Source organism: Dehalococcoidia bacterium, assembly GCA_021295915.1.
In the GTDB taxonomy this organism is placed as follows: Bacteria; Chloroflexota; Dehalococcoidia; order Lucifugimonadales; family UBA1123; genus VXRN01.
This window is the reverse complement of record JAGWBK010000035.1, coordinates 1,476-19,710: the sequence shown is the minus strand read 5'-3', so window position 1 is coordinate 19,710 and position 18,235 is coordinate 1,476. Positions and strand designations below refer to the sequence as shown.

Genomic DNA, 18,235 nt, shown 5'->3' with positions numbered 1-18,235 from the left:
GACCTCGATGCGGTCCCCATAGTCAACGGTCACTTCGAGAAGCCGAAGTTCGTCGAGACCAACGGCAATACGAACTAGCCGGAGGTAGAGTCATGCAGACAAAAACCGTTGCGGGCCGGACCTGGCACTTCAGTCACCCCATTGGGTGGCTTTCAGGAAGAGGCAGAGGATTCATACATCCGTCGTCAGTGGCTATCACGTCCGGGGGAGTAATCCACGTGCTCAACAGCCGTGGGAAAGTCGCTCCTCCCATTACGGTACTTACAATCGAGGAAGAGTACCTGGGTGAGTTTGGAGAGGGTGACTTTACCTGGCCGAATGGGCTCGCCGTCGATCAGGATGGCAACGTCTACTGTGCCGACGGATTTGAGAACTTCGTCAACGTGTACAACCCGGACGGGGAACTACTGGCGAAGTGGGGAGAGTACGGCACAGAAGAGGGGCTGCTTAACCGTCCAGCAGGCCTTGCATTCGACAGTGACGAAAACCTCTGGGTTGTCGACAGCGAGAATGGCAGAGTCCAGCAGTTCACCAAAGACGGGCAGTTTCTGAAGACGTTTGGGACCAAGGGAAGTGAAGAAGGGGAATTTAGCCGCCCATGGGGCATCACGATCGACCGGGACGGTGACGTTTACGTCGCCGACTGGGGCAACGACCGTGTCCAGAAGTTCTCGCGAGACGGTGAGTACCGGGGCAGGTTCGGCTCGACGTTCGACGATGGGGGGCTGCTGAGCAAACCTTCGGACGTTGCTGTGGACAGCCAAGGAGACGTGTACGTCACGGACTGGGGCAACGACCGCGTCCAGATCTACTATCCAGACGGGGACATAATCGCCGGTCTCTACGGAGACGCCCGGCGGTTCTCCAAGTGGGGCCAGGACTTCATGGACTCCAATCCAGATTACCAAAAAGCGTTCCACAGGGTGGCCCCCGACGAAATGGTCACACTGGGTCACTTCCGTCGTCCTGCCGGAGTAGCAATCGACGATCAGGACCGAATTGTAATCACAGACGGCATCAGGTGCCGACTACAGATCTATCAGAAGGACAAGGACTACCTGGAGCCGCAGTTCAACCTGTAGCCGAAGCGACAGCGATTGGAAACCGGAGAGGCCCTGCCCTGTTGGCGGGGTCTTTCTGTTTGGCAGGGCTGTGACAGTCGGAAGCTCATGCTAATCACTCCAAGGAGGCGGTCAATTCTGTATCTCCAAGTTGAGCGCAGGCCCTCCTGTCCAGCGCGGGTTACCAGCTTTCGCTGGAATGACGTCCGGGTACTGGTCTACCAGATTGGGGGCTGGTCCGTGCTTCTGGTTAATCTTGTTCGCGTTCTTTCGCAGGTGCTACAATCCGACAGCGTGTGCCCGCGAGGTACGACGCTCGTATGAACGGACTGTGATCGACTCAGACGTGAGGTAGGTGGAGTAAGTTGGCTGACATCAACGTGGCGATAATCGGCGTGGGGAACTGCGCGTCTTCCCTGGTTCAGGGGATACACAAGTACTCTGACGCCGGCCCCGAAGACACCATACCTGGAATCATGCATCCGGTGCTTGGCGAATACGGAATTGGCGATATCAATGTTGTCGCCGCTTTCGATGTCGATGCCACCAAGGTTGGACTCGACCTGTCGGACGCCATCTACGCTGAACCCAACAACACGGTCAAGTTCCACGACGTCCCGCACACCGGCATCTCGGTGCAGCGAGGCATGACTCTAGACGGTGTGGGAGAGTACATGTCGGATGTGGTCGAAAAGGCACCCGGGCCAACGGACGACATCGTCGGAACACTGAAAGAGCGCGAAGTCGACGTAGTAATCAACTACCTGCCCGTCGGTTCAGAAGATGCCACGAGGTGGTACGCAGAGCAGATCCTGGCGGCCGGGGCTGGCATGATCAACTGCATTCCCGTCTTCATAGCAAGCGGAGAGGGAGACTACTGGCAGCGCAGGTTCAGGGACGCAGGCGCGCCCATAATTGGCGACGACATCAAGTCGCAGGTTGGCGCCACGATCGTGCATCGCGTGCTCACAAGGCTGTTCATGGACCGAGGCGTAGACCTCGAGCGGACGTACCAGCTCAACTTCGGTGGGAACTCCGACTTCCTGAACATGCTGGAACGGAGTCGGCTGACCTCAAAGAAGATTTCCAAGACAAACTCAGTACAGTCTCAGGTAGATACCGATCTGGACGGAGACAACATCCATATTGGCCCTTCCGACCATGTTCCGTGGCTGTCAGACCGCAAGTGGGCTTACATCAGGCTGGAAGGCACCAGCTTCGGCGACGTTCCGCTGAACGTTGAGTTGAAGCTCGAAGTTTGGGACAGCCCAAACTCGGCCGGTGTCGTAATCGACGCGATCCGTTGCGCTAAGATCGCGAAAGACCGAGGCCTCTCCGGTCCGATCCTGGGTCCGTCGGCATACTTTATGAAGTCGCCTCCGGTGCAGTACACCGATTCTGTCGCACGCGAGATGGTCGAGAACTTCATCACAGGCGTGGACAACTAGGCGGACTGCCAAGAGTCCACTGCCCTCCCCTGTATTCAGACGTGAGTCTGATGTATTTCGTGTCATACGCTCTTTCACTTTATCCAAGCACATGACTAGTCAACCGGCTCGGATAAGGATAGAATGGGGACAATCCGGTTATTCGACGATCAAGCCCCCTGAGCAGATATCTTCAGTACAGGTAGCGCGCCCTGTTGGCAATGCGCTCCGGATCGCCGTCTGAAGGAGAGGGTATGGACCGACCATGTAAAATCGGCCTATTCTCACCGTATGACCATGCCTACACCGGCGGAGTCCAGAGTCATATTCGGGAACTCGCCGACCAATTTCGAATGTGGGGCCATACGGTTCGCATAGTTGCGCCAAGTTCATCCCCACTTCCTGCCGACGACCCAGACTTCATCCCGATGGGTCGCGCAGTCCCTCTACGAAGCGCTGACTCCATAGCCAGAGTGTCTCTCTCAGTCTGGCTGCACCCGCAGATCAAGAACCTACTTGACCAGGAGCAATTCGACATAGTGCACATGCACGAGCCTCTTGTCGGATTCGTGCCCTTCAGCGCGCTCCGCCAAATCGATACCAACAGAACGGTCACGGTCGCGACGTTCCACAGCTATCGAAGGCGCCGCGTGTGGTGGGCCATTGGCCCGGACCGGTTGGCGAACCGGCTGCTGAATCGACTTCATGGAAGAATTGCCGTATCCAACCCGGCAGCAAACTTCGTCAACAGTCACTTTCCCAGCGACTACCGGATCATTCCGAATGGCGTGAAGGTGGACGACTTCAGCAATGCCGAGCCGCTGCCGGAACTGATGGACGGCAAGACTAACATCCTGTTCCTTGGCAGACTCGAAAAGCGCAAGGGACTGAAGTACCTGCTGACAGCGTACAGTCGTCTCAAGTGGGACAGACCCGATATTCGACTCATCGTGGTCGGCGGCGGGCAGATGGACGCTGACTGCTATCGAATCATCGGTGAACGAAACCTGCAGGACGTCGTGATAGTCGGGCGCACCTCGGACGAGTTGCGGACGAGGTACTTCAAGTCCGCGCACATCTACTGCTCACCTGCCACAGGCAAAGAGAGCTTTGGGATCGTTCTGCTCGAGGCCATGGCTGCGGGTGCCCCAGTGGTGGCAACTGAAATCGAAGGTTACGCAAGCGTCGTCGATCACGGTCAGAACGGCCTATTAGTCCCACCCAAGGATGACGAGGCCCTAGCTCAGGCTATTGCCGCGTTGATCGATGACGACAGCCTCCGACAGCGTTTAATTGCGGAGGGAGCCAGGACTGCCGACAGTTTCCGATGGGAAAGTGTGGCGAGCCGTGTCATGGACTACTATAGCGAGTTTGTCCTGGAGCAAACTGCGGCCGCAACCGCCTAGCTGCGAATTTGACCGCACTCGGGCTGCCTGCCTAAGATGACTCGATACCCTGAGGACAGTGCGGTGACATCATGACGGGGCGTGACAGCGCTCGGCAGGCGGTGGCAAATTACGTTGAACGGCCCGTCGCGCGCCTCTTCTCACGAGTAGGACTTACTCCCAACGCTGTAAGCCTCATCGGCCTCGCCATTGCAGGCGGCGGCGCGTATATGATAGCGATTGGCAACTGGTGGGCCGGCGGCCTAATAGTCCTGTTTGCCGGTATATTCGACCTCTTCGACGGCGCACTGGCGAGAGCTACCGGTAAGGTGTCGGATTTCGGCGCACTCCTTGACTCGACCATCGACCGAGTTTCAGAGGCAGTGGTCCTGCTGGGACTGCTGGCCTTCTATCTGTCCAAGAATAACGATCTGGGCTCGATACTTGTCTACGTCGCGCTGGTGGGCTCGATTATGGTGAGCTACATGCGGGCGAGGTCTGAGGGACTAGGCATCGACTGCAAGGTCGGTGTGATGACGAGGCCAGAACGTGTGGCCGCCGTCGGGATTGGGCTGATCGTCGGACACTGGGTGCCAGTAGTGGTCATGGTAGTGCTCGGAGTCATCGGCGCGCTGACGACCGTTACAGCAATCCACAGGCTCATTCACACTTCCCGCATGATCTCGAATGAGGAACGGGACGTCCAGTGAAGGCGGCGCCAATCCTAGAGCCCTGTCACGAGCGTACACAGAGTGAGGAGTTCGCGTCCGGCCGCCAGGCAAAGATCCAGTCCATAACCTTTTGCAGACAAAGCGCGTTTAATTCAATGCTGCCGTCTGCAGATTCCCGGAGTTAGATGTTGACATCAATTCGAGCTATTTCGGTATTGCCCAGGGCAATGCTCATCATCATTGCCTGTGTCTTCACGGCGCTGGTTACCGTGCAAACGACGTATGGTTCCTCGGGCACGATAGCGGTCAGTTCGGCAGCTGTTGTCAGCGAGTTTCCAGAAGGGATGAGGTTCTCCATAGAGGTTGAGTCTGAAGTCGAGGTAGAGGAGATTGCGGTCAAGTTCCGTACAGGTACCCAGACCCGCGAAGTCTACGGGTACATGGAGTTCGATGAAGCCAAACTTGTGGACTCGGAGCTCTTCTGGCGCACGAATACCTCAGGCCGATATATACCACCGGGAACCATCATCTACTACTACTTCGAGGTTCGGGATTCGGACGGGAACGAACTGGTCACGGACGTGGAAGAGTTCATTTTCGAGGACGCGCGATTCACGTGGGAAGAGGTCTCTGATGGGCCTGTGGCGGTCGCGTATCACGGCCCGGTAAAGACGCGCGCGGAGATCATTCTTGAAGCCATAACTCAGACTCTGGACTTCATGGGACCGATCCTTGGGGCCGACACGACAGTTCCAATTCGAGTCACCATGTACAACAACGTGAAGGAGATGCTGGAGGCACTACCTCCGGGATCGAGCACCATTAGACGTGAACTCATTACTGAGGGGCAGGCCTTCACGAGGATAGGTACGCTGCTGGTCCTGGGAGGCGGCAGTCGAGCCAAGGGCACAGCGTCACATGAAGTAACACACATACTGAACCACCGAGCCGGTGACGCCGCGGTCCGAGGCATTCCTTCCTGGCTAGATGAAGGGCTGGCCGAGTTTGGTAACGTCGATCCCGGTATTTCGTACGATATTGCACTCGAATTCGCGATGGCAACCGACAGGCTACTGCCAATAACGTCGATGCCGATCCTTCCGGGTGATCCTGAGGACGTAATCATCTTCTATGGGCAGGCCAGGAGTCTCATTCAGTTCATGGTTTTCAGGTATGGACCTCAGGCCATGCGCGAGCTTCTGAGTACCCTCAAGACGGGCACGAACATGGAGGATGCCATACAGGGCATCTACGGCATTTCTCGAATTGAACTCGAGAACCAGTGGAGAGATACTCTCGGAGCCGACCACTACGTACCGCCTGACAGAGATAGCGCCAAGCCTACTCCGATTCCCCGGCCGTCACTCCAGCTGTTCAGCCTAACACCGCAGGCAGGATCGGAAACAGTTGGCAGCCTTGAGCCGACTCCGACGCCAGAGCCACAACCTGCCCCTGCGCCCGAGCCTACTCCAACTGAGCCTCCGGCAATTTCGGAGACAGATAGTGAATCCGAGACCGAGGGGGTCGAGCGGAGGGAAGGCGGGTCGGCCTGCTTCGCTCCAGCGACACCTACCATGCGCCTGTCCGACCTGGCGCTTCCACTCAGCGTACTAGGCCTGATTGGATTTGGGCTGCGCAGGCGCAGGAGATAGCACATGGAAGACCAACTAGACTGGATCAAAGCGGCTGAACAGACCTGGGTAGTCAGGTATCCAGCCCAGAAACTGGCAACATTCGGCATTACGTCACTCTCATACTACGTGGTGACAGAGCCGATCTACCGGGACCTGCAGCCTGACGATAAGGAAGGCGTCGTTCGGACTGGGAAGGTCGTCGCTGAAGAGCCATCCATCGTGACTCCTTACTACGCGATGAACCTCGAGGGGTTCAGTCCGGAGGCGTACCGTTACCTGGAGTATGTGTCCAACCAGCACGGGCCAAACAGCCCTGGGATTCTGTACCAGTACAGGAATGAGCCAGAGGGCACAGAGATAGTGAGCGGCGACGCCGGAGATATTGCACGTCGCATCGACGCCCGGCTGACCAGTGAGGAGAACAACCTCTCCGTAGTGATGGTCGGCGTGGACGAGTTGTGGGACGTGTCGCTGATCAAGTTCATATATGAGCTCACCTCGAGATCAGCGCCAGGCCATGTCGAAGAGCTTGGTTCCAGGGGCCTGCTTGATCCGGCGCCGGGTGCCGGCGGTCTGCCAATGGCGGCAGTCCAGAGAATTGAGCGAATGTTCTACGAAGCCTCGCGCGGCCGTGATCCCGAAGAACTCAGACAGGAACTCGACCGCTGGGGCGCGTTCGACATGTACCAGGATAGGTTCCTTAATCTGTTCCGTCGTTAATTGGGTCGGCTGCTGAATCGCCGCCACCGCAGGCGAGCAGCCATTGCAAAGTGGCTCGTTCTCGCGTTCATTTCAGTCTCGTTATTTGGCTTTCGCAGTGATGGGCTGGCAATGAGTCCCCCCGAAGAACTGTCGGTGGAGTTCGCCCATGACCTCATTGGGTGGCACCTGGCGAATTCACACTCCAAGTGGACTCACCGGCTTCGTAGCGTGTTATCAGGTCTCCACGTGTCTGATTCAGACCGCCTCGAAAAGGTCGGAGGTTTCTTCGACCTGGGGGACGAGATCAGGCAGCTTGCCAGCCAGATGGAATCTGGTAGCGCAAGTGGGCGCAGCCGTGCTGAAGTCCGAGAGATTGAGTCCCATCTAGAGCGACTTCGCGGCCTGCGCGCTGCTCTGAGGAACGACGTCGAAGAGACGATCGAGTCTGAGGTCAGTACCGTAATCAGGGCAAACGGACTGGGGCTCTTTGGTGATCTAGTTTTCCCTCCCGTTGACGTCAGGCTCGAAGCTCCGCCCATGCTGCTCGTCACGTCGCCTAGAGACCGGATCGAGCGCCTAGACGACGTGCTGCTTGAACCTGACATGAGCATTGAATCGAGAGAGGAGGTTGAAGAGAGGGTCACTGGGAAGCTAGGCCTGTCCTCGCTGGTACTGGAGATAGGCGGAGTAGCTACCTATCCAGCTTCAGTCCATCACGGTGCAGACCTGAGAAACACGCTTCGTCTGGCTGCACACGAGTGGGTGCACCACTACCTGGTCCTGAAGCCCCTGGGGCGCAATCCGTATAGCACCCCGGAGTTGATGGTCCTCAACGAGACAGTCGCGAGTATTGCCGGTGACGAGATTGGTGACCTTGCCTTCACAGCTATGCATGCTCAGATGCCAAAGGATGGAGGCAACGCTGAAGTCGATGAAGTCGACTTTCACGTCGCTGACCTGATTGAGCACACTGAGGTCGATTTCGGGACCCTGATGAGAGAAACAAGGGTGACAGTCAACAACCTCCTGGCAGAGGGCAATATCGAAGAGGCCGAGTCATACATGGAGGAACAGAGGAAGCTACTCACTGAAAGCGGTCACCCCATCAGGAAGCTGAACCAGGCCTACTTTGCCTTTTATGGCACCTACGCTCACGGCCCTGCTTCAGTCGATCCAATTGGTCCACAAGTACGGCGGCTAAGGGAACTATCGGAGGATGTGGGTGAGTTTCTCACACTGGCCGGATCAGTCACCAGCAGTGAGGGTCTTCTCGAGCTAATTGCCCGGATTGAGTCCGCCGGAAGCTCTCAATGAACTGACACGGCACACACGCCGATTAGGCCGTACGCCTGGCTTTAGCTGGCGTCAATGAGAAGTGCCGATACAGCTAGCTTGCCGCGATCCATTCTGCGGCCCGTTCTCCGACCATGATTACAGTCGGATGAATGCCTCCCGATCTCGGGATTCTCGGCATCACCGATGCGTCGGCCACCCAGAGCCCCTTCATGCCCTTTACGCGGCAGTACTGGTCGACCACCGCCATGGGGTCTGAGTCGGGCCCCATCCTGCACGTCCCAGATACGTGACGGGCTGTCCCAACTGTTTGGCATATCCAGTGATCCATGGCATCGTCATCAGCCAGAATGTCGGCTGCTGGATCTACTATGCGATCTACTACATTGCTATACGCCTCAGATTCGAGGAGCCGTACTCCAAGTCGCAGACCCTCTCTGACACGCCGGATATCGTCCGGGTGCCGGAGGTAGCAGTAGTTGAATTCCGGCTGGACACCAGGGTCGGCAGAGGCGAGCCGAACATACCCCGAACCCTTGGGGAGACCAAGAGTGCAGGATATCCGTGCCGCCCTGTCGGGTGGGACTTCGCCTGTCCGATATCTCGTGCGCACGCCAGGAACTCGTTCCTGCCGTTCGTCCACTACGTTGCCAGTCCTCAGGACCATATCGTTGGTCTCGTCAGACCCTCGTGACGTGTAGTGCAGGCCGAAATGAGGGGCTTCCAGATCGGCACTGAGGGAGACGCCGTCCTTGACCTTAAATGTGACGTGAGCGCTGAGGTGATTCCAGAGTCCCTGCCCCACTCCCGGGAGATCGTTGATCTGCTGTATTCCAAATTTCCCAAGTTCTTGTCCGGGGCCGACTCCCGACAGCATGAGGATGTGAGGCGACCTGATGGCTCCGGCACTCAGAACGACTCGTTCCGCTGAGACCGTGAAAACCTCACCACCACTCTCGGCTTCCACGCCGACAGCCCTCGATCCGTCGAACAGTATCCTTCGGACGAACACCTCTCCCCTGATCGTAAGGTTCAGGCTGTGGCGCATCGGGTTGAGATAGGTCATGGCGGCGCTCATCCTGACACCGCCAAGGTTGTTGGTGGGAGACACGCCAACACCGGCGGGATTCGGGCCGTTGACATCCTCAGTTACGCCATATCCTTCAGCAACACAGGCGTCGTGGAAGGCCTTCTGGATTGCGGGCCAGGCACCTGACTGGCGTCGCCTGACCGGCATTGGCCCATCTGCTCCGTGGAAGTCGTCCTGAATGTCAAGGTCGTGTTCCATCTTTCGATAGAATGGCAGCACCCTCTCGTAAGACCACTCGTCGTTGCCGAGGGCGGACCATGAGTCGAAGTCTTCGGGGAACCCACGCTGCATTGCCTGTCCGTTGATGGACGAGCCTCCACCGATCACCTTGCCCTGAGCCACGTGGATCTCGCCCTGCTCTTCGGTAGCGGTTCCGCGCAACGCCCAGTTGTGTTCAGAGTCAGGAGCTTCTGCAAACCTCGTGTGACCGAACTTTATTTCGTCCGGAAGGCTGTCGGGATCAGGATAGTCCTTACCCGCTTCGAGCAGCAGGACAGACGTATTGCGGTCCTCCGCTAATCTGCTCGCCAAAACCGACCCGGATGCTCCTCCGCCAACTACGATAACATCGTACTTCATGGGTCCCCCCGAGTCGCGTTTCACAGACTGTGCCGATACCAGCACAGAGGTTATCAGGTTCGCTTCGCATGTCAACGTAGGGAAGTCACTTAGACATGTGCACGGCTGACGGTTGAGGATTTCAAGCTCACTCGAGCCCGCTGTTGGGAAATGCGACTAGTGCAACGAACGGGAGGCCTGCGAGACGCCAATACGGGCAGACTCGGCGGGGTAATATCGAAGGCCCTAACATACTGTGCTACCATATCGTTACAATAGAGGATAATTAAGATTCGACGAGGGGTGGACCCACAGCATGTATCGACCAGAAGAGCCCGAGGTAAATTTCGATCAGATCCTCGAGCGAATCAGGGGATTCTTCGGCCGGTTCAAGATCGGCGGCATTGGAGGGGGTGGCGGCAGCAGCGTCTGGGCAATCATTGTGCTCGCGCTGTTCGGGATCGGCATCCTCGTTTGGGTTGGCAGCGGTTTCTTCACCGTTCAACCGGGTGAGGAGGCGGCACTACGCCGGCTTGGAATGTTCGACAATATCCAAGGGCCTGGACTGCACTGGTGGTGGCCGACTCCAATAGGGGCCAGAGACATCGTCAAGGTTGATGACATCCGTAGGCTTGAAGTTGGCGTTCGAGGTGGCACACCAGCTCTCGACGAATCGCTCATGATAACCGGTGACCCGGATGAGGCGGGACAGCCCGGAGAGGCACCAAACATTGTCGACGTGCAGCTTCTCGTGCAGTATGACATCAAGAACCTTCAGCAGTTCCTTTATCGGGCAGTCGACCCAGATGGCCAGACCATCAAGGACGCAACAGAGACTGCACTGCGCCAGGTGGTCGGCAGCAGGCCAATCGACGATCCGCTTACGGACAAGAAGGAAGAAACGCAGGCCGACACGAAGCTGCTGCTCCAGCGTCTCCTTGACGAATACGAGACCGGCATAAACGTGCGTGAGGTCAAGCTGCTCAACGTGTTCGCACCAGAGCAGGTCAAGGATGCATTCGACGACGTCGTCCGTGCCAAGGAGGACAAGGCACGGATCATCAACCTCGCAGATGCCTATCGAGAGTCGATCCTGCCGAATGCGAGGGGTGAAGCAGCGAGGCTCACCGAATCTGCCGAAGCCTATAAACAGGAGCGCATCGCGTATGCGGAAGGTCAATCGCAGCGGTTTATTTCGATCCTGAACGAGTATGAACTGGCGCCGGAAGTTACACGGCAGCGCCTCTTCCTAGAGGCGATGGAGGAGATTCTTCCTGGCATAAGGAAGTACATCATCGACGACGACACTGGTGGAGGTCTGATCGAATTTCTGGATCTGACCGGAGACAGCGAACTACCGACCTCACTCGGCAGCAGAAACTAACGGGGAACGCGATTGATGAAATTTCTGGCAATAGCTTTAATCGTACTTGCGGCTGTTGCGGCAATCGTGGGACCGCAGCTGTTCTTCGTCGTAGATGAAAAGCAGCAAGCCATCGTCACACGCTTCGGCGATGTGCAGCAGTCGATCAGGAGTCCGGGCCTCTACGTCAAGACGCCTTTCATCGATGCCACTACGTACTTCGACAAGCGCCTGCTGAGCTTTGACGCGCCACCTGAGTCGCTACTTACCAAAGACAAGAAGCGACTCATCATCGACGTGTATGCGCGGGGCCGGATAGTCGACCCCGTCCTGTTCAGGGAGACAGTTCAGACAGAGGGTCAGGGCAAGGCGCGGGCAGTAGACATCATCACGTCGGAGCTGCGCCGCGAGATCGCGAGCGACAACCAGGCTGAGATAATCACAACCAAGCGCGAAGATATCATGAAGCGCGTACAGGTCCTCGTACAGCCCAAGCTCAGAGAGTTCGGAATCGACATTATTGACGTTAGGATCAAACGCGCTGACTTCCCGCCTGAGATTGCAGAGTCCGTGTATGCGAGGATGCAGTCCGAGCGTAAGAGGAAGGCCGACAAGGAACGAGCCGAGGGACAGGAGATCGACGCCGAAGTCCGTGCGGCCGTTGACCGCGAAGCAGCCATCATCAAGGCGACTGCCCAGCGGAAAGCAGAGATAACTCGCGGTGAAGGCGAGGGTGAGGCGATCAAGATCTTCGCCGAGGCTATTGCGCAAGATCCCGAGTTCTACAAGTTCCAGAGATCCCTGCAGGCCTATCGCAAGATTTTTGAGGCCAACTCAACCGTAGTGCTTCCGGCTGACAGCGACCTGTTCGAGTTCCTGCAATCAGAAGAGGGGCTCAACTAAAGCTTCGGCTCTCCGTAGTCTCTCTTGGGAGCGGCGAGAATTCCTGATTGCAAAGCCGGCGCTAATGGCCAACGGCCATCAACCGCGTGCTCGCAAAGCCATGCTGTCCCCCCTTCCAAGTAGTTAGCTGGTCCCACGGTCATGGCAAGTGTCCAAGTCCAGATCTTTGACGAGTTCCTTGGGACTGTTGACGCGGGTTGGCTGACCTCTGTGGCGGAAGTGGCGCTGGCCACCGAAGGGCACGAGACAGTAGGACTCACCACGATAGTCATCGCTGATGACGAGACGGTGTCAGAACTCAACGCCGAACACCGCGGCTTGGAGACGACCACAGACGTGCTTTCGTTTTCCAACGTTCACTCCGGGACTTACTATGGTACTGACTCTCGTGACGCAGACGAGTTCGAGTTCGTACTACCCCCGGATCATCAGGCGGAAGTGGGCGAGGTGATCATCTCCCTTCCACAGGCGGAGAGACAGGCTGAAGAAGCCGGACATTCCCTTCAAAATGAACTCGCCACGCTGGTTGCCCATGGGATATTTCATCTGCTAGGTTACGATCACGAAGTCGAGTCAGACGCCGTCGTCATGCAAGCGCGGGAGGTTGAGGCGAAGGAAGAGATGCGGCGAAAGGGACTCATCGACTAGCGTCGACTCCACACCTGTCCACCCTCCGGAATCCGGCCTTTGCTGGTACGACAGTTAGGCAGTCCCTACGGTCCATTTTCACACCAGGTGACAACTGCTTTGGCGGAAGTACTTTACAGAAAGTGGCGTCCACGTGCCCTGGAAGAAGTCGTAGGGCAGGAAACCGTCACCAATACGCTCAAGAATGCCGTCTCAAGTGGCCGGCTAACGCACGCGTACCTGTTCTGCGGTCCTCGCGGGACAGGAAAGACCAGCACTGCTCGCATACTTGCTAAGGCCGTCAACTGTCTCGAACCGCAGAATGGGGAGCCAGACAACACCTGCGAGAACTGCCTGGCAATCATCGAGGGGCGCGCTCTCGACCTGATTGAAATCGACGCGGCGAGCAACAGGGGCATCGACGACATTCGCGATCTGAGCGACAGGATCGGTTTCGCGCCGACTCAGTCGCAGTACAAGGTCTACATTGTCGACGAGGTCCACATGCTGACGGACGCGGCCTTCAACGCGCTCCTCAAGACCCTTGAAGAGCCCCCGGGACACGCGATATTCATTCTTGCCACCACAGAGGTCCACAAGGTACCGCTTACCATCGTCTCAAGATGCCAGCGGTATGACTTTCGACGGATTCCCATAGAGGCCATACACCAGAAGCTGGCGCAGTTGAGCGCAGCGGAGGATGTCGAGGCAGAGGCAGAGGCGCTCGACCTGATCGCCAGGCACTCGACCGGAAGCCTCAGGGATGCCGAGAACCTGCTGGAACAGGCTGTCGTTTCCTACGGGTCGCCGCTGACGGGCGACCAGGTGAGGGACATGCTGGAACTCACCGGAGACGAAGACGCGCTCGATCTATGCGAAATGGTGGTGGGACGCAAGTTGGCCGAAGGGCTGACCCTGGTCGGCCGGATCGCCGATCAAGGTTCCGATCTCGGACAGCTGCAGCGCGCCGTGACTGAGTTCTTACGGGCCGTCATGCTGATCAGCTCCGGGGCCGGAGACTCTTCGCGCTATTCGGACTCCACCGCAGAACGGCTGGTAGAGATTGCCACGGGAGCTGATCATAGCCAGGTGCTGCGCGCGGTGAGGGCGTTCGCAGAAGCTGACGTCAGGCAGGACGTGTCATCGCCGTTGCCGCTTGAGCTAGCGTTGGCTGAGTCGAGCCTGGAACCTGTGGCGGTGCAAGCACCTGCTCCCCCGGTGAGACAACCAGCAGGGAGAGCACCATCTCCCAGGCAGCCTGCCGCAGCAAGAGCACCTGCACCTCCAGTCGAGCGGCGCAGTGCTCCACCTGCACAGAGTGCACCGCCCCGCCCTGCTCCTGTGAGGGATCCGGGGCAGGCACTTCCCAACGCTCCTGATGAACGGCTAGCCGCCGTATGGCCTGAGCTGCTGAGGACGCTCAGGAACACGGGATCGCGGTTCAAGTTGGGGCCGTTGCTGCGCAGCGCGCGAGAGTATAACCTTGAAGGCAATCGAATCGTCGTCAGGTTCGCACACAGTTCGCACATCGAGCGGGCCGAGTCAGAGGTGGGAAATCCTACGGTCAGGCGTGAACTGAACGAGGCGATTTCCAAGGCAATGGACGGCGAATTCGAGCTAGCGATCGAGTTAGCTTCAGGAAGCGAGCGAACTTCCAAGAGACAGAGTGAGCAGAGCCACCTGGTCCGCGCAGCCCAGGCAATGGGAGCGAGGCTGGTGGAGACAATCGAGGAGGACACATCTCAATGAACCGCCGAATGCTGCGTCAGGCCCAAGAGCTGCAAAAGAAGATGGCGCAGCTCCAGGAAGAGCTGGAGACCGCAACGGTGGAGGCCACCGCAGGAGGTGGTGTCGTAACCGTAGTTGTCACGGGCAAGCTGACGCTTGAGTCAATTGAGATCGACCCCGAGGTCGTCTCCCCTGAGGATGTCGAAATACTGCAGGACCTGATAGCCGCCGCCGTCAACGAGGGTCTTTCGAACGCTCAGGAGATGGTCAGCTCAAGAATGGGAGAGCTGACAGGCGGCCTGAACATTCCGGGCCTTACGTAGATGACCAGCCCTGCCGTATATACCGTCGCGCCGATCGCGCGGCTGATCGAGGAGTTCAGCAAGCTGCCGGGGATCGGTCCAAAGTCCGCCCAGCGGCTCGCGTTCCATCTGATACGAATGCCCGAACAGCATGCACATGAGCTCGCAGCCGCGATCATCGGGGTAAAAGACAGCGTGGCCATGTGCTCGCGGTGCTTCAATCTGACAGAGGACGACCCATGCAACATATGCGGCGATCCGGGACGTGATCCTCAGCGAATCTGCGTCGTGGAGGAGGCGCTTGACGTGCTCGCCCTTGAGCGCACGCACTCTTACAGGGGTTTGTACCACGTTCTTCACGGCGCGATCTCGCCGATGAACGGCATTGGTCCCGACCATCTGAAGATCCAACCGCTTCTAAAACGTCTTTCAAATGAGGATGTCCAGGAAATTATTCTCGCGACCAACCCAAACGTGGAAGGGGACGCAACGGCCATGTACATACATGGGCTGATCTCTCCCCTTGGGGTGTCGGTCACACGTCCAGCACGTGGCCTGCCCGTTGGCGGTGACCTGGAATACGCTGACGAGTCAACGCTGGGCCGGGCCATAGAGGGCAGGCAGGTCTTCTGACCGAAATGAACCGGTCTAGGTCGCGGACGTACAGGACCAGCGGAGTGGTCCTGCGCCAGTACCCACTCGGGGAAGCAGACCGCATCGTATCGATCCTGACGCCGGACCTGGGCAAGGTCAGGGCTGTCGCGAAGGGCGTTCGTCGGCCCAACGGTCGACTTCGAGGGCACCTGGACCTCACCAACGTGATTGACTTTGCCGCCTCCTATGGACGGAATCTAGACGTCATCACCGAGGCGGTCCTCCGGGACGATCATCCGGCCTCGCGTGTAGACCTGGAGCGCCTGTCTCAATCGATCTACGTCTGTGAAATCGCGGACCTGTTCTCACAGGAGAGATACTCCAGCCGGGAGCTCTTTGTGCTAGTGAAGGAGACACTGGAGGCGCTTGGGGAAGTTAGCGACCCGTGGCTTATTGCCAGGTGGTACGAGCAGCATGTGCTGGACGTAACCGGGTTCAGGCCTCAGCTTGAGCACTGCGTTGAGTGTGATTCGGCCCTGGAGCCGGGAGACCACGTAATCGATCTTGCAGCAGGCGGGGTGCTGTGTCCGCAGTGCAGAGGTCTAGGGATTGGCCAGAAGGTGCAGGTGTCCGAATCGGCCATGCGGGTACTCAGGCACCTTCAACGCACTGAGAGCATAGCGGGCCTTGGAGAGCCGACACTACATGACGGCCTGCGTAATGAGGTTGAGCGCATCAGCTCACGGTACATCAGGTCGATTGTTGAGAGGGACATTCGGAGTGCTGATTTTGCACGGCGTGCGAGTTCGGTCTGAGCCCATGCCGGTTGTGTTGACACGGAGCGATTTCCCCTGTCAGAATTTGGCGGTGGTCGTTCTCAACGATCACCGTGCCCCTGTAGCTCAGGAGGATAGAGCACCGGTTTCCTAAACCGGGTGCCCCGGTTCGAGTCCGGGCAGGGGTACCAGACTGGACGAAATCGAGAACCTTCACTCTTCGGACACAATCGACAAGCAACAATTAGGTGCTCTTGGACAGTCGATTTGGGTACAGTCGGATAGGTAGAGCGGTTGGACAAACGGGTGTGGCGCGGCGTTTCTGATAAACGGTTCGATCCCTCTCAGGAGTCTAGCCATTTACGGGCCTTCCTCCCCCATCGCCATCCGGTAGCCGACGCGGAGATCGTTGTGGATACAGAACCTCGCCGTCCTCCGCAGCTCCCATGCGCTGGGCACAAGGACCAGGACGGTTCCGGGGCGGCGGGAGTAGTCGTACTGCGCTATAGCCCGCAGCCGGTCATAGAGAGACCGGCGCCGCAGGGCCAGTCCCTGGCGCACTACGCTGAAGTCGCGGCCGTCGTGCAGCGTGATGGTGGCGTCGAAGCGCCCCCTGCGGTGAAACTCCACGCGCGTCCGTAGCCCGTCGATGCCAGGGGAGAGTGACGCGGCGAGACGGTAGACGGAGGCCACCGCGTCCATCCGTCGGATGTGCAGCGTGACTCGCTGCTGTGGTTGCCCACGCTCTGGATTGGCGGACTCGCAAGAATTCCTTCCATCATCGTGGCAACATGCTCAACAAATACACCCTGACATCAACCCTCCGACATCTCGGCGCACTGGCAACCACCACCCTGCTGATCGCCACCCTACTCGCATGTTCCAGCACCACCGAAGAACCCCCCAGCAGCCAGCAGGTGTCCGCCACAGAGGCCAAGACCCAGTCCACCAAGAAACAAAGACGAGTGGAAGTCACTCCCAGACGGCACCACCCTTGAGAGGACCGCCAGGCTCGCCGAGGACGCCGGAGGCGAAGTCCACTACATCGACCACCGCGGACGAGGAGACCGCACAGTCCTCGTGCTTCCAGCGGACTTCGTCGACGGCCGGACTCCGCTCATCGTCTCCCTCCACGGCTACGGAGCAGACTCCGCCTACCATCCCGCTTACGTGCCCCTCCACGAACGCGTGAACACCGACGGCTTCGCCTTGCTGCTGCCGAACGGCACCCCCGACGGCGAGGGCAACCGCTCCTGGAACTCCACCGACAGTACGTTCACAGAAAAGACCGGCAAGGCCAGCAAGGACGACGTCGCCTACCTGACGGAGCTGGTGGCAGAGGCGAGGAAGGTCAGGGACTTCGGCCCTGTGTACTTCTTCGGCTACTCCAACGGCGGCTTCATGTCGTACCACATGGCCTGCAGGGGCCTGCCCGGACTTCGCGCCGTCGCCAGCCTGTCCGGCACGAGCTACGTCGAGGACTCCACCTGCGACAGCGCGCCACCCGTGTCCGTGCTCCACATCCACGGCACCGAGGACAGCGTGATCCGCTTCGACGGCGACGAGTCGGAGCCCGACTCCAAGACCAATGGCGATCAGGCCTTCTACGCTGGAGCTCGAGACATGGTGACACGCTGGAGCCAACGAGCCGGCTGCAACTGGCCCGAAAACCCCGATCCCTACGCCACCCTCGACCTCGACGACTACGTCCCCGGCCCCGAGACCAGGGCCTACCGTCTGGAGCCCCCTGCGCCAAAGGCATCAACATCGAACTCTGGATATCCGAAGGCAGCACCCATGCCCCCGCCTACGGAGACACCTTCACAGACGCCCTCCTAACCTGGCTCCTCTCCCAGGAGTGCCCCCCTCGCTCGATGTCTACCAAGCATCACCGCCCCGTCATTCCCGCGAAGACGGGAATCCATGGAGCGGTCACCGTTCGGCAGTCTAGGGAAGCAAAGACTGGCAGACTCCGACTTGCCATGGAAATTGCCATATGTCATCGGCCTAGCCTCAACTTTGTACAAAAGCTAGACAGAATGTGAAAGCGGGATAAGCTGGGCGGACCAAACCATCACGAGAGGTACCGCCCGTGCTCATCCCGCCAGACGTCATTGTACC

Annotated in this window: 17 protein-coding genes, 1 tRNA gene and 1 pseudogene (1 of these 19 running past the window's edge); 18 read left to right on the top strand and 1 reads right to left on the bottom strand. The window is 58.4% G+C overall.

The window, feature by feature from the left end; all coding sequences use genetic code 11:
* The 8 genes and pseudogenes from J4G14_10545 to J4G14_10510 form a co-directional block, all read left to right on the top strand.
* Window positions 1-78, top strand: a pseudogene (locus J4G14_10545) (DUF1501 domain-containing protein); it begins 1,032 nt to the left of the window's first position.
* 14 nt (window positions 79-92) lie between these two features.
* Window positions 93-1,082, top strand: coding sequence for an NHL repeat-containing protein (locus J4G14_10540; protein ID MCE2458237.1), 990 nt, complete (start codon window positions 93-95; stop codon window positions 1,080-1,082).
* 344 nt (window positions 1,083-1,426) lie between these two features.
* Entirely contained in the window at window positions 1,427-2,509 is a 1,083-nt protein-coding gene (locus J4G14_10535) for an inositol-3-phosphate synthase (protein MCE2458236.1), read from the top strand.
* 233 nt (window positions 2,510-2,742) lie between these two features.
* Complete coding sequence (locus J4G14_10530; GenBank protein ID MCE2458235.1) at window positions 2,743-3,894, top strand: glycosyltransferase family 4 protein; 1,152 nt, start codon at window positions 2,743-2,745, stop codon at window positions 3,892-3,894.
* 71 nt (window positions 3,895-3,965) lie between these two features.
* Window positions 3,966-4,583 (top strand): CDP-alcohol phosphatidyltransferase family protein, encoded by a 618-nt coding sequence (locus J4G14_10525; protein MCE2458234.1) that lies wholly within the window; start codon window positions 3,966-3,968, stop codon window positions 4,581-4,583.
* 149 nt (window positions 4,584-4,732) lie between these two features.
* Entirely contained in the window at window positions 4,733-6,196 is a 1,464-nt protein-coding gene (locus tag J4G14_10520) for a hypothetical protein (protein ID MCE2458233.1), read from the top strand.
* 3 nt (window positions 6,197-6,199) lie between these two features.
* Window positions 6,200-6,898 (top strand): hypothetical protein, encoded by a 699-nt coding sequence (locus tag J4G14_10515; GenBank protein MCE2458232.1) that lies wholly within the window; start codon window positions 6,200-6,202, stop codon window positions 6,896-6,898.
* A gap of 111 nt (window positions 6,899-7,009) precedes the next feature.
* Window positions 7,010-8,194: a hypothetical protein gene (locus tag J4G14_10510; protein MCE2458231.1), complete on the top strand. Its 1,185-nt coding sequence runs from the start codon at window positions 7,010-7,012 to the stop codon at window positions 8,192-8,194.
* 73 nt (window positions 8,195-8,267) lie between these two features.
* Here the strand turns inward: J4G14_10510 and mftG are convergent, their stop codons facing one another.
* The gene (mftG, locus tag J4G14_10505; GenBank protein ID MCE2458230.1) at window positions 8,268-9,842 is read right to left on the bottom strand and encodes a mycofactocin system GMC family oxidoreductase MftG; all 1,575 of its coding nucleotides are present in this window, start codon (window positions 9,840-9,842) and stop codon (window positions 8,268-8,270) included.
* A gap of 295 nt (window positions 9,843-10,137) precedes the next feature.
* Between mftG and hflK the strand changes: the two genes are divergently transcribed.
* From hflK to J4G14_10455, 10 genes are all read left to right on the top strand, one after another.
* Entirely contained in the window at window positions 10,138-11,205 is a 1,068-nt protein-coding gene (hflK, locus tag J4G14_10500; GenBank protein ID MCE2458229.1) for an FtsH protease activity modulator HflK, read from the top strand.
* A gap of 15 nt (window positions 11,206-11,220) precedes the next feature.
* Window positions 11,221-12,087, top strand: coding sequence for a protease modulator HflC (locus tag J4G14_10495; protein ID MCE2458228.1), 867 nt, complete (start codon window positions 11,221-11,223; stop codon window positions 12,085-12,087).
* A 141-nt stretch (window positions 12,088-12,228) separates the two neighbouring features.
* On the top strand, window positions 12,229-12,735 hold the full coding sequence (gene ybeY, locus J4G14_10490) for an rRNA maturation RNase YbeY (GenBank protein ID MCE2458227.1): 507 nt from the start codon (window positions 12,229-12,231) through the stop codon (window positions 12,733-12,735).
* A gap of 99 nt (window positions 12,736-12,834) precedes the next feature.
* Entirely contained in the window at window positions 12,835-14,463 is a 1,629-nt protein-coding gene (gene dnaX, locus J4G14_10485; GenBank protein MCE2458226.1) for a DNA polymerase III subunit gamma/tau, read from the top strand.
* Window positions 14,454-14,765 (top strand): YbaB/EbfC family nucleoid-associated protein, encoded by a 312-nt coding sequence (locus J4G14_10480; GenBank protein ID MCE2458225.1) that lies wholly within the window; start codon window positions 14,454-14,456, stop codon window positions 14,763-14,765. Before dnaX ends, J4G14_10480 begins: the two co-directional genes overlap by 10 nt.
* Window positions 14,766-15,377, top strand: a complete 612-nt coding sequence (gene recR / locus J4G14_10475; GenBank protein ID MCE2458224.1) for a recombination mediator RecR — start codon at window positions 14,766-14,768, stop codon at window positions 15,375-15,377.
* A 5-nt stretch (window positions 15,378-15,382) separates the two neighbouring features.
* Window positions 15,383-16,153 carry a DNA repair protein RecO gene (gene recO, locus J4G14_10470; GenBank protein ID MCE2458223.1) on the top strand — a complete coding sequence of 257 codons (771 nt, stop codon included), beginning with the start codon at window positions 15,383-15,385 and terminating at the stop codon, window positions 16,151-16,153.
* 76 nt (window positions 16,154-16,229) lie between these two features.
* Window positions 16,230-16,305: transfer RNA gene (locus J4G14_10465), tRNA-Arg, on the top strand.
* A gap of 220 nt (window positions 16,306-16,525) precedes the next feature.
* Complete coding sequence (locus J4G14_10460; protein ID MCE2458222.1) at window positions 16,526-16,756, top strand: hypothetical protein; 231 nt, start codon at window positions 16,526-16,528, stop codon at window positions 16,754-16,756.
* Between the two features lie 438 nt (window positions 16,757-17,194).
* Complete coding sequence (locus J4G14_10455) at window positions 17,195-17,953, top strand: hypothetical protein (GenBank protein ID MCE2458221.1); 759 nt, start codon at window positions 17,195-17,197, stop codon at window positions 17,951-17,953.
* The last annotated feature ends 282 nt before the right edge of the window (window positions 17,954-18,235 follow it).

What these genes read in the sequence shown, in the direction of transcription:
- J4G14_10510 (MCE2458231.1), top strand. Translation starts at nt 7,010, where the DNA reads ATGAGTCCCCCCGAAGAACTGTCGGTGGAGTTCGCCCATGACCTCATT.
- J4G14_10540 (MCE2458237.1), top strand. Translation starts at nt 93, where the DNA reads ATGCAGACAAAAACCGTTGCGGGCCGGACCTGGCACTTCAGTCACCCC.
- J4G14_10525 (MCE2458234.1), top strand. Translation starts at nt 3,966, where the DNA reads ATGACGGGGCGTGACAGCGCTCGGCAGGCGGTGGCAAATTACGTTGAA.
- mftG (MCE2458230.1), bottom strand. Translation starts at nt 9,842, where the DNA reads ATGAAGTACGATGTTATCGTAGTTGGCGGAGGAGCATCCGGGTCGGTT.
- J4G14_10530 (MCE2458235.1), top strand. Translation starts at nt 2,743, where the DNA reads ATGGACCGACCATGTAAAATCGGCCTATTCTCACCGTATGACCATGCC.
- J4G14_10515 (MCE2458232.1), top strand. Translation starts at nt 6,200, where the DNA reads ATGGAAGACCAACTAGACTGGATCAAAGCGGCTGAACAGACCTGGGTA.
- ybeY (MCE2458227.1), top strand. Translation starts at nt 12,229, where the DNA reads ATGGCAAGTGTCCAAGTCCAGATCTTTGACGAGTTCCTTGGGACTGTT.
- J4G14_10495 (MCE2458228.1), top strand. Translation starts at nt 11,221, where the DNA reads ATGAAATTTCTGGCAATAGCTTTAATCGTACTTGCGGCTGTTGCGGCA.
- recO (MCE2458223.1), top strand. Translation starts at nt 15,383, where the DNA reads ATGAACCGGTCTAGGTCGCGGACGTACAGGACCAGCGGAGTGGTCCTG.
- recR (MCE2458224.1), top strand. Translation starts at nt 14,766, where the DNA reads ATGACCAGCCCTGCCGTATATACCGTCGCGCCGATCGCGCGGCTGATC.
- hflK (MCE2458229.1), top strand. Translation starts at nt 10,138, where the DNA reads ATGTATCGACCAGAAGAGCCCGAGGTAAATTTCGATCAGATCCTCGAG.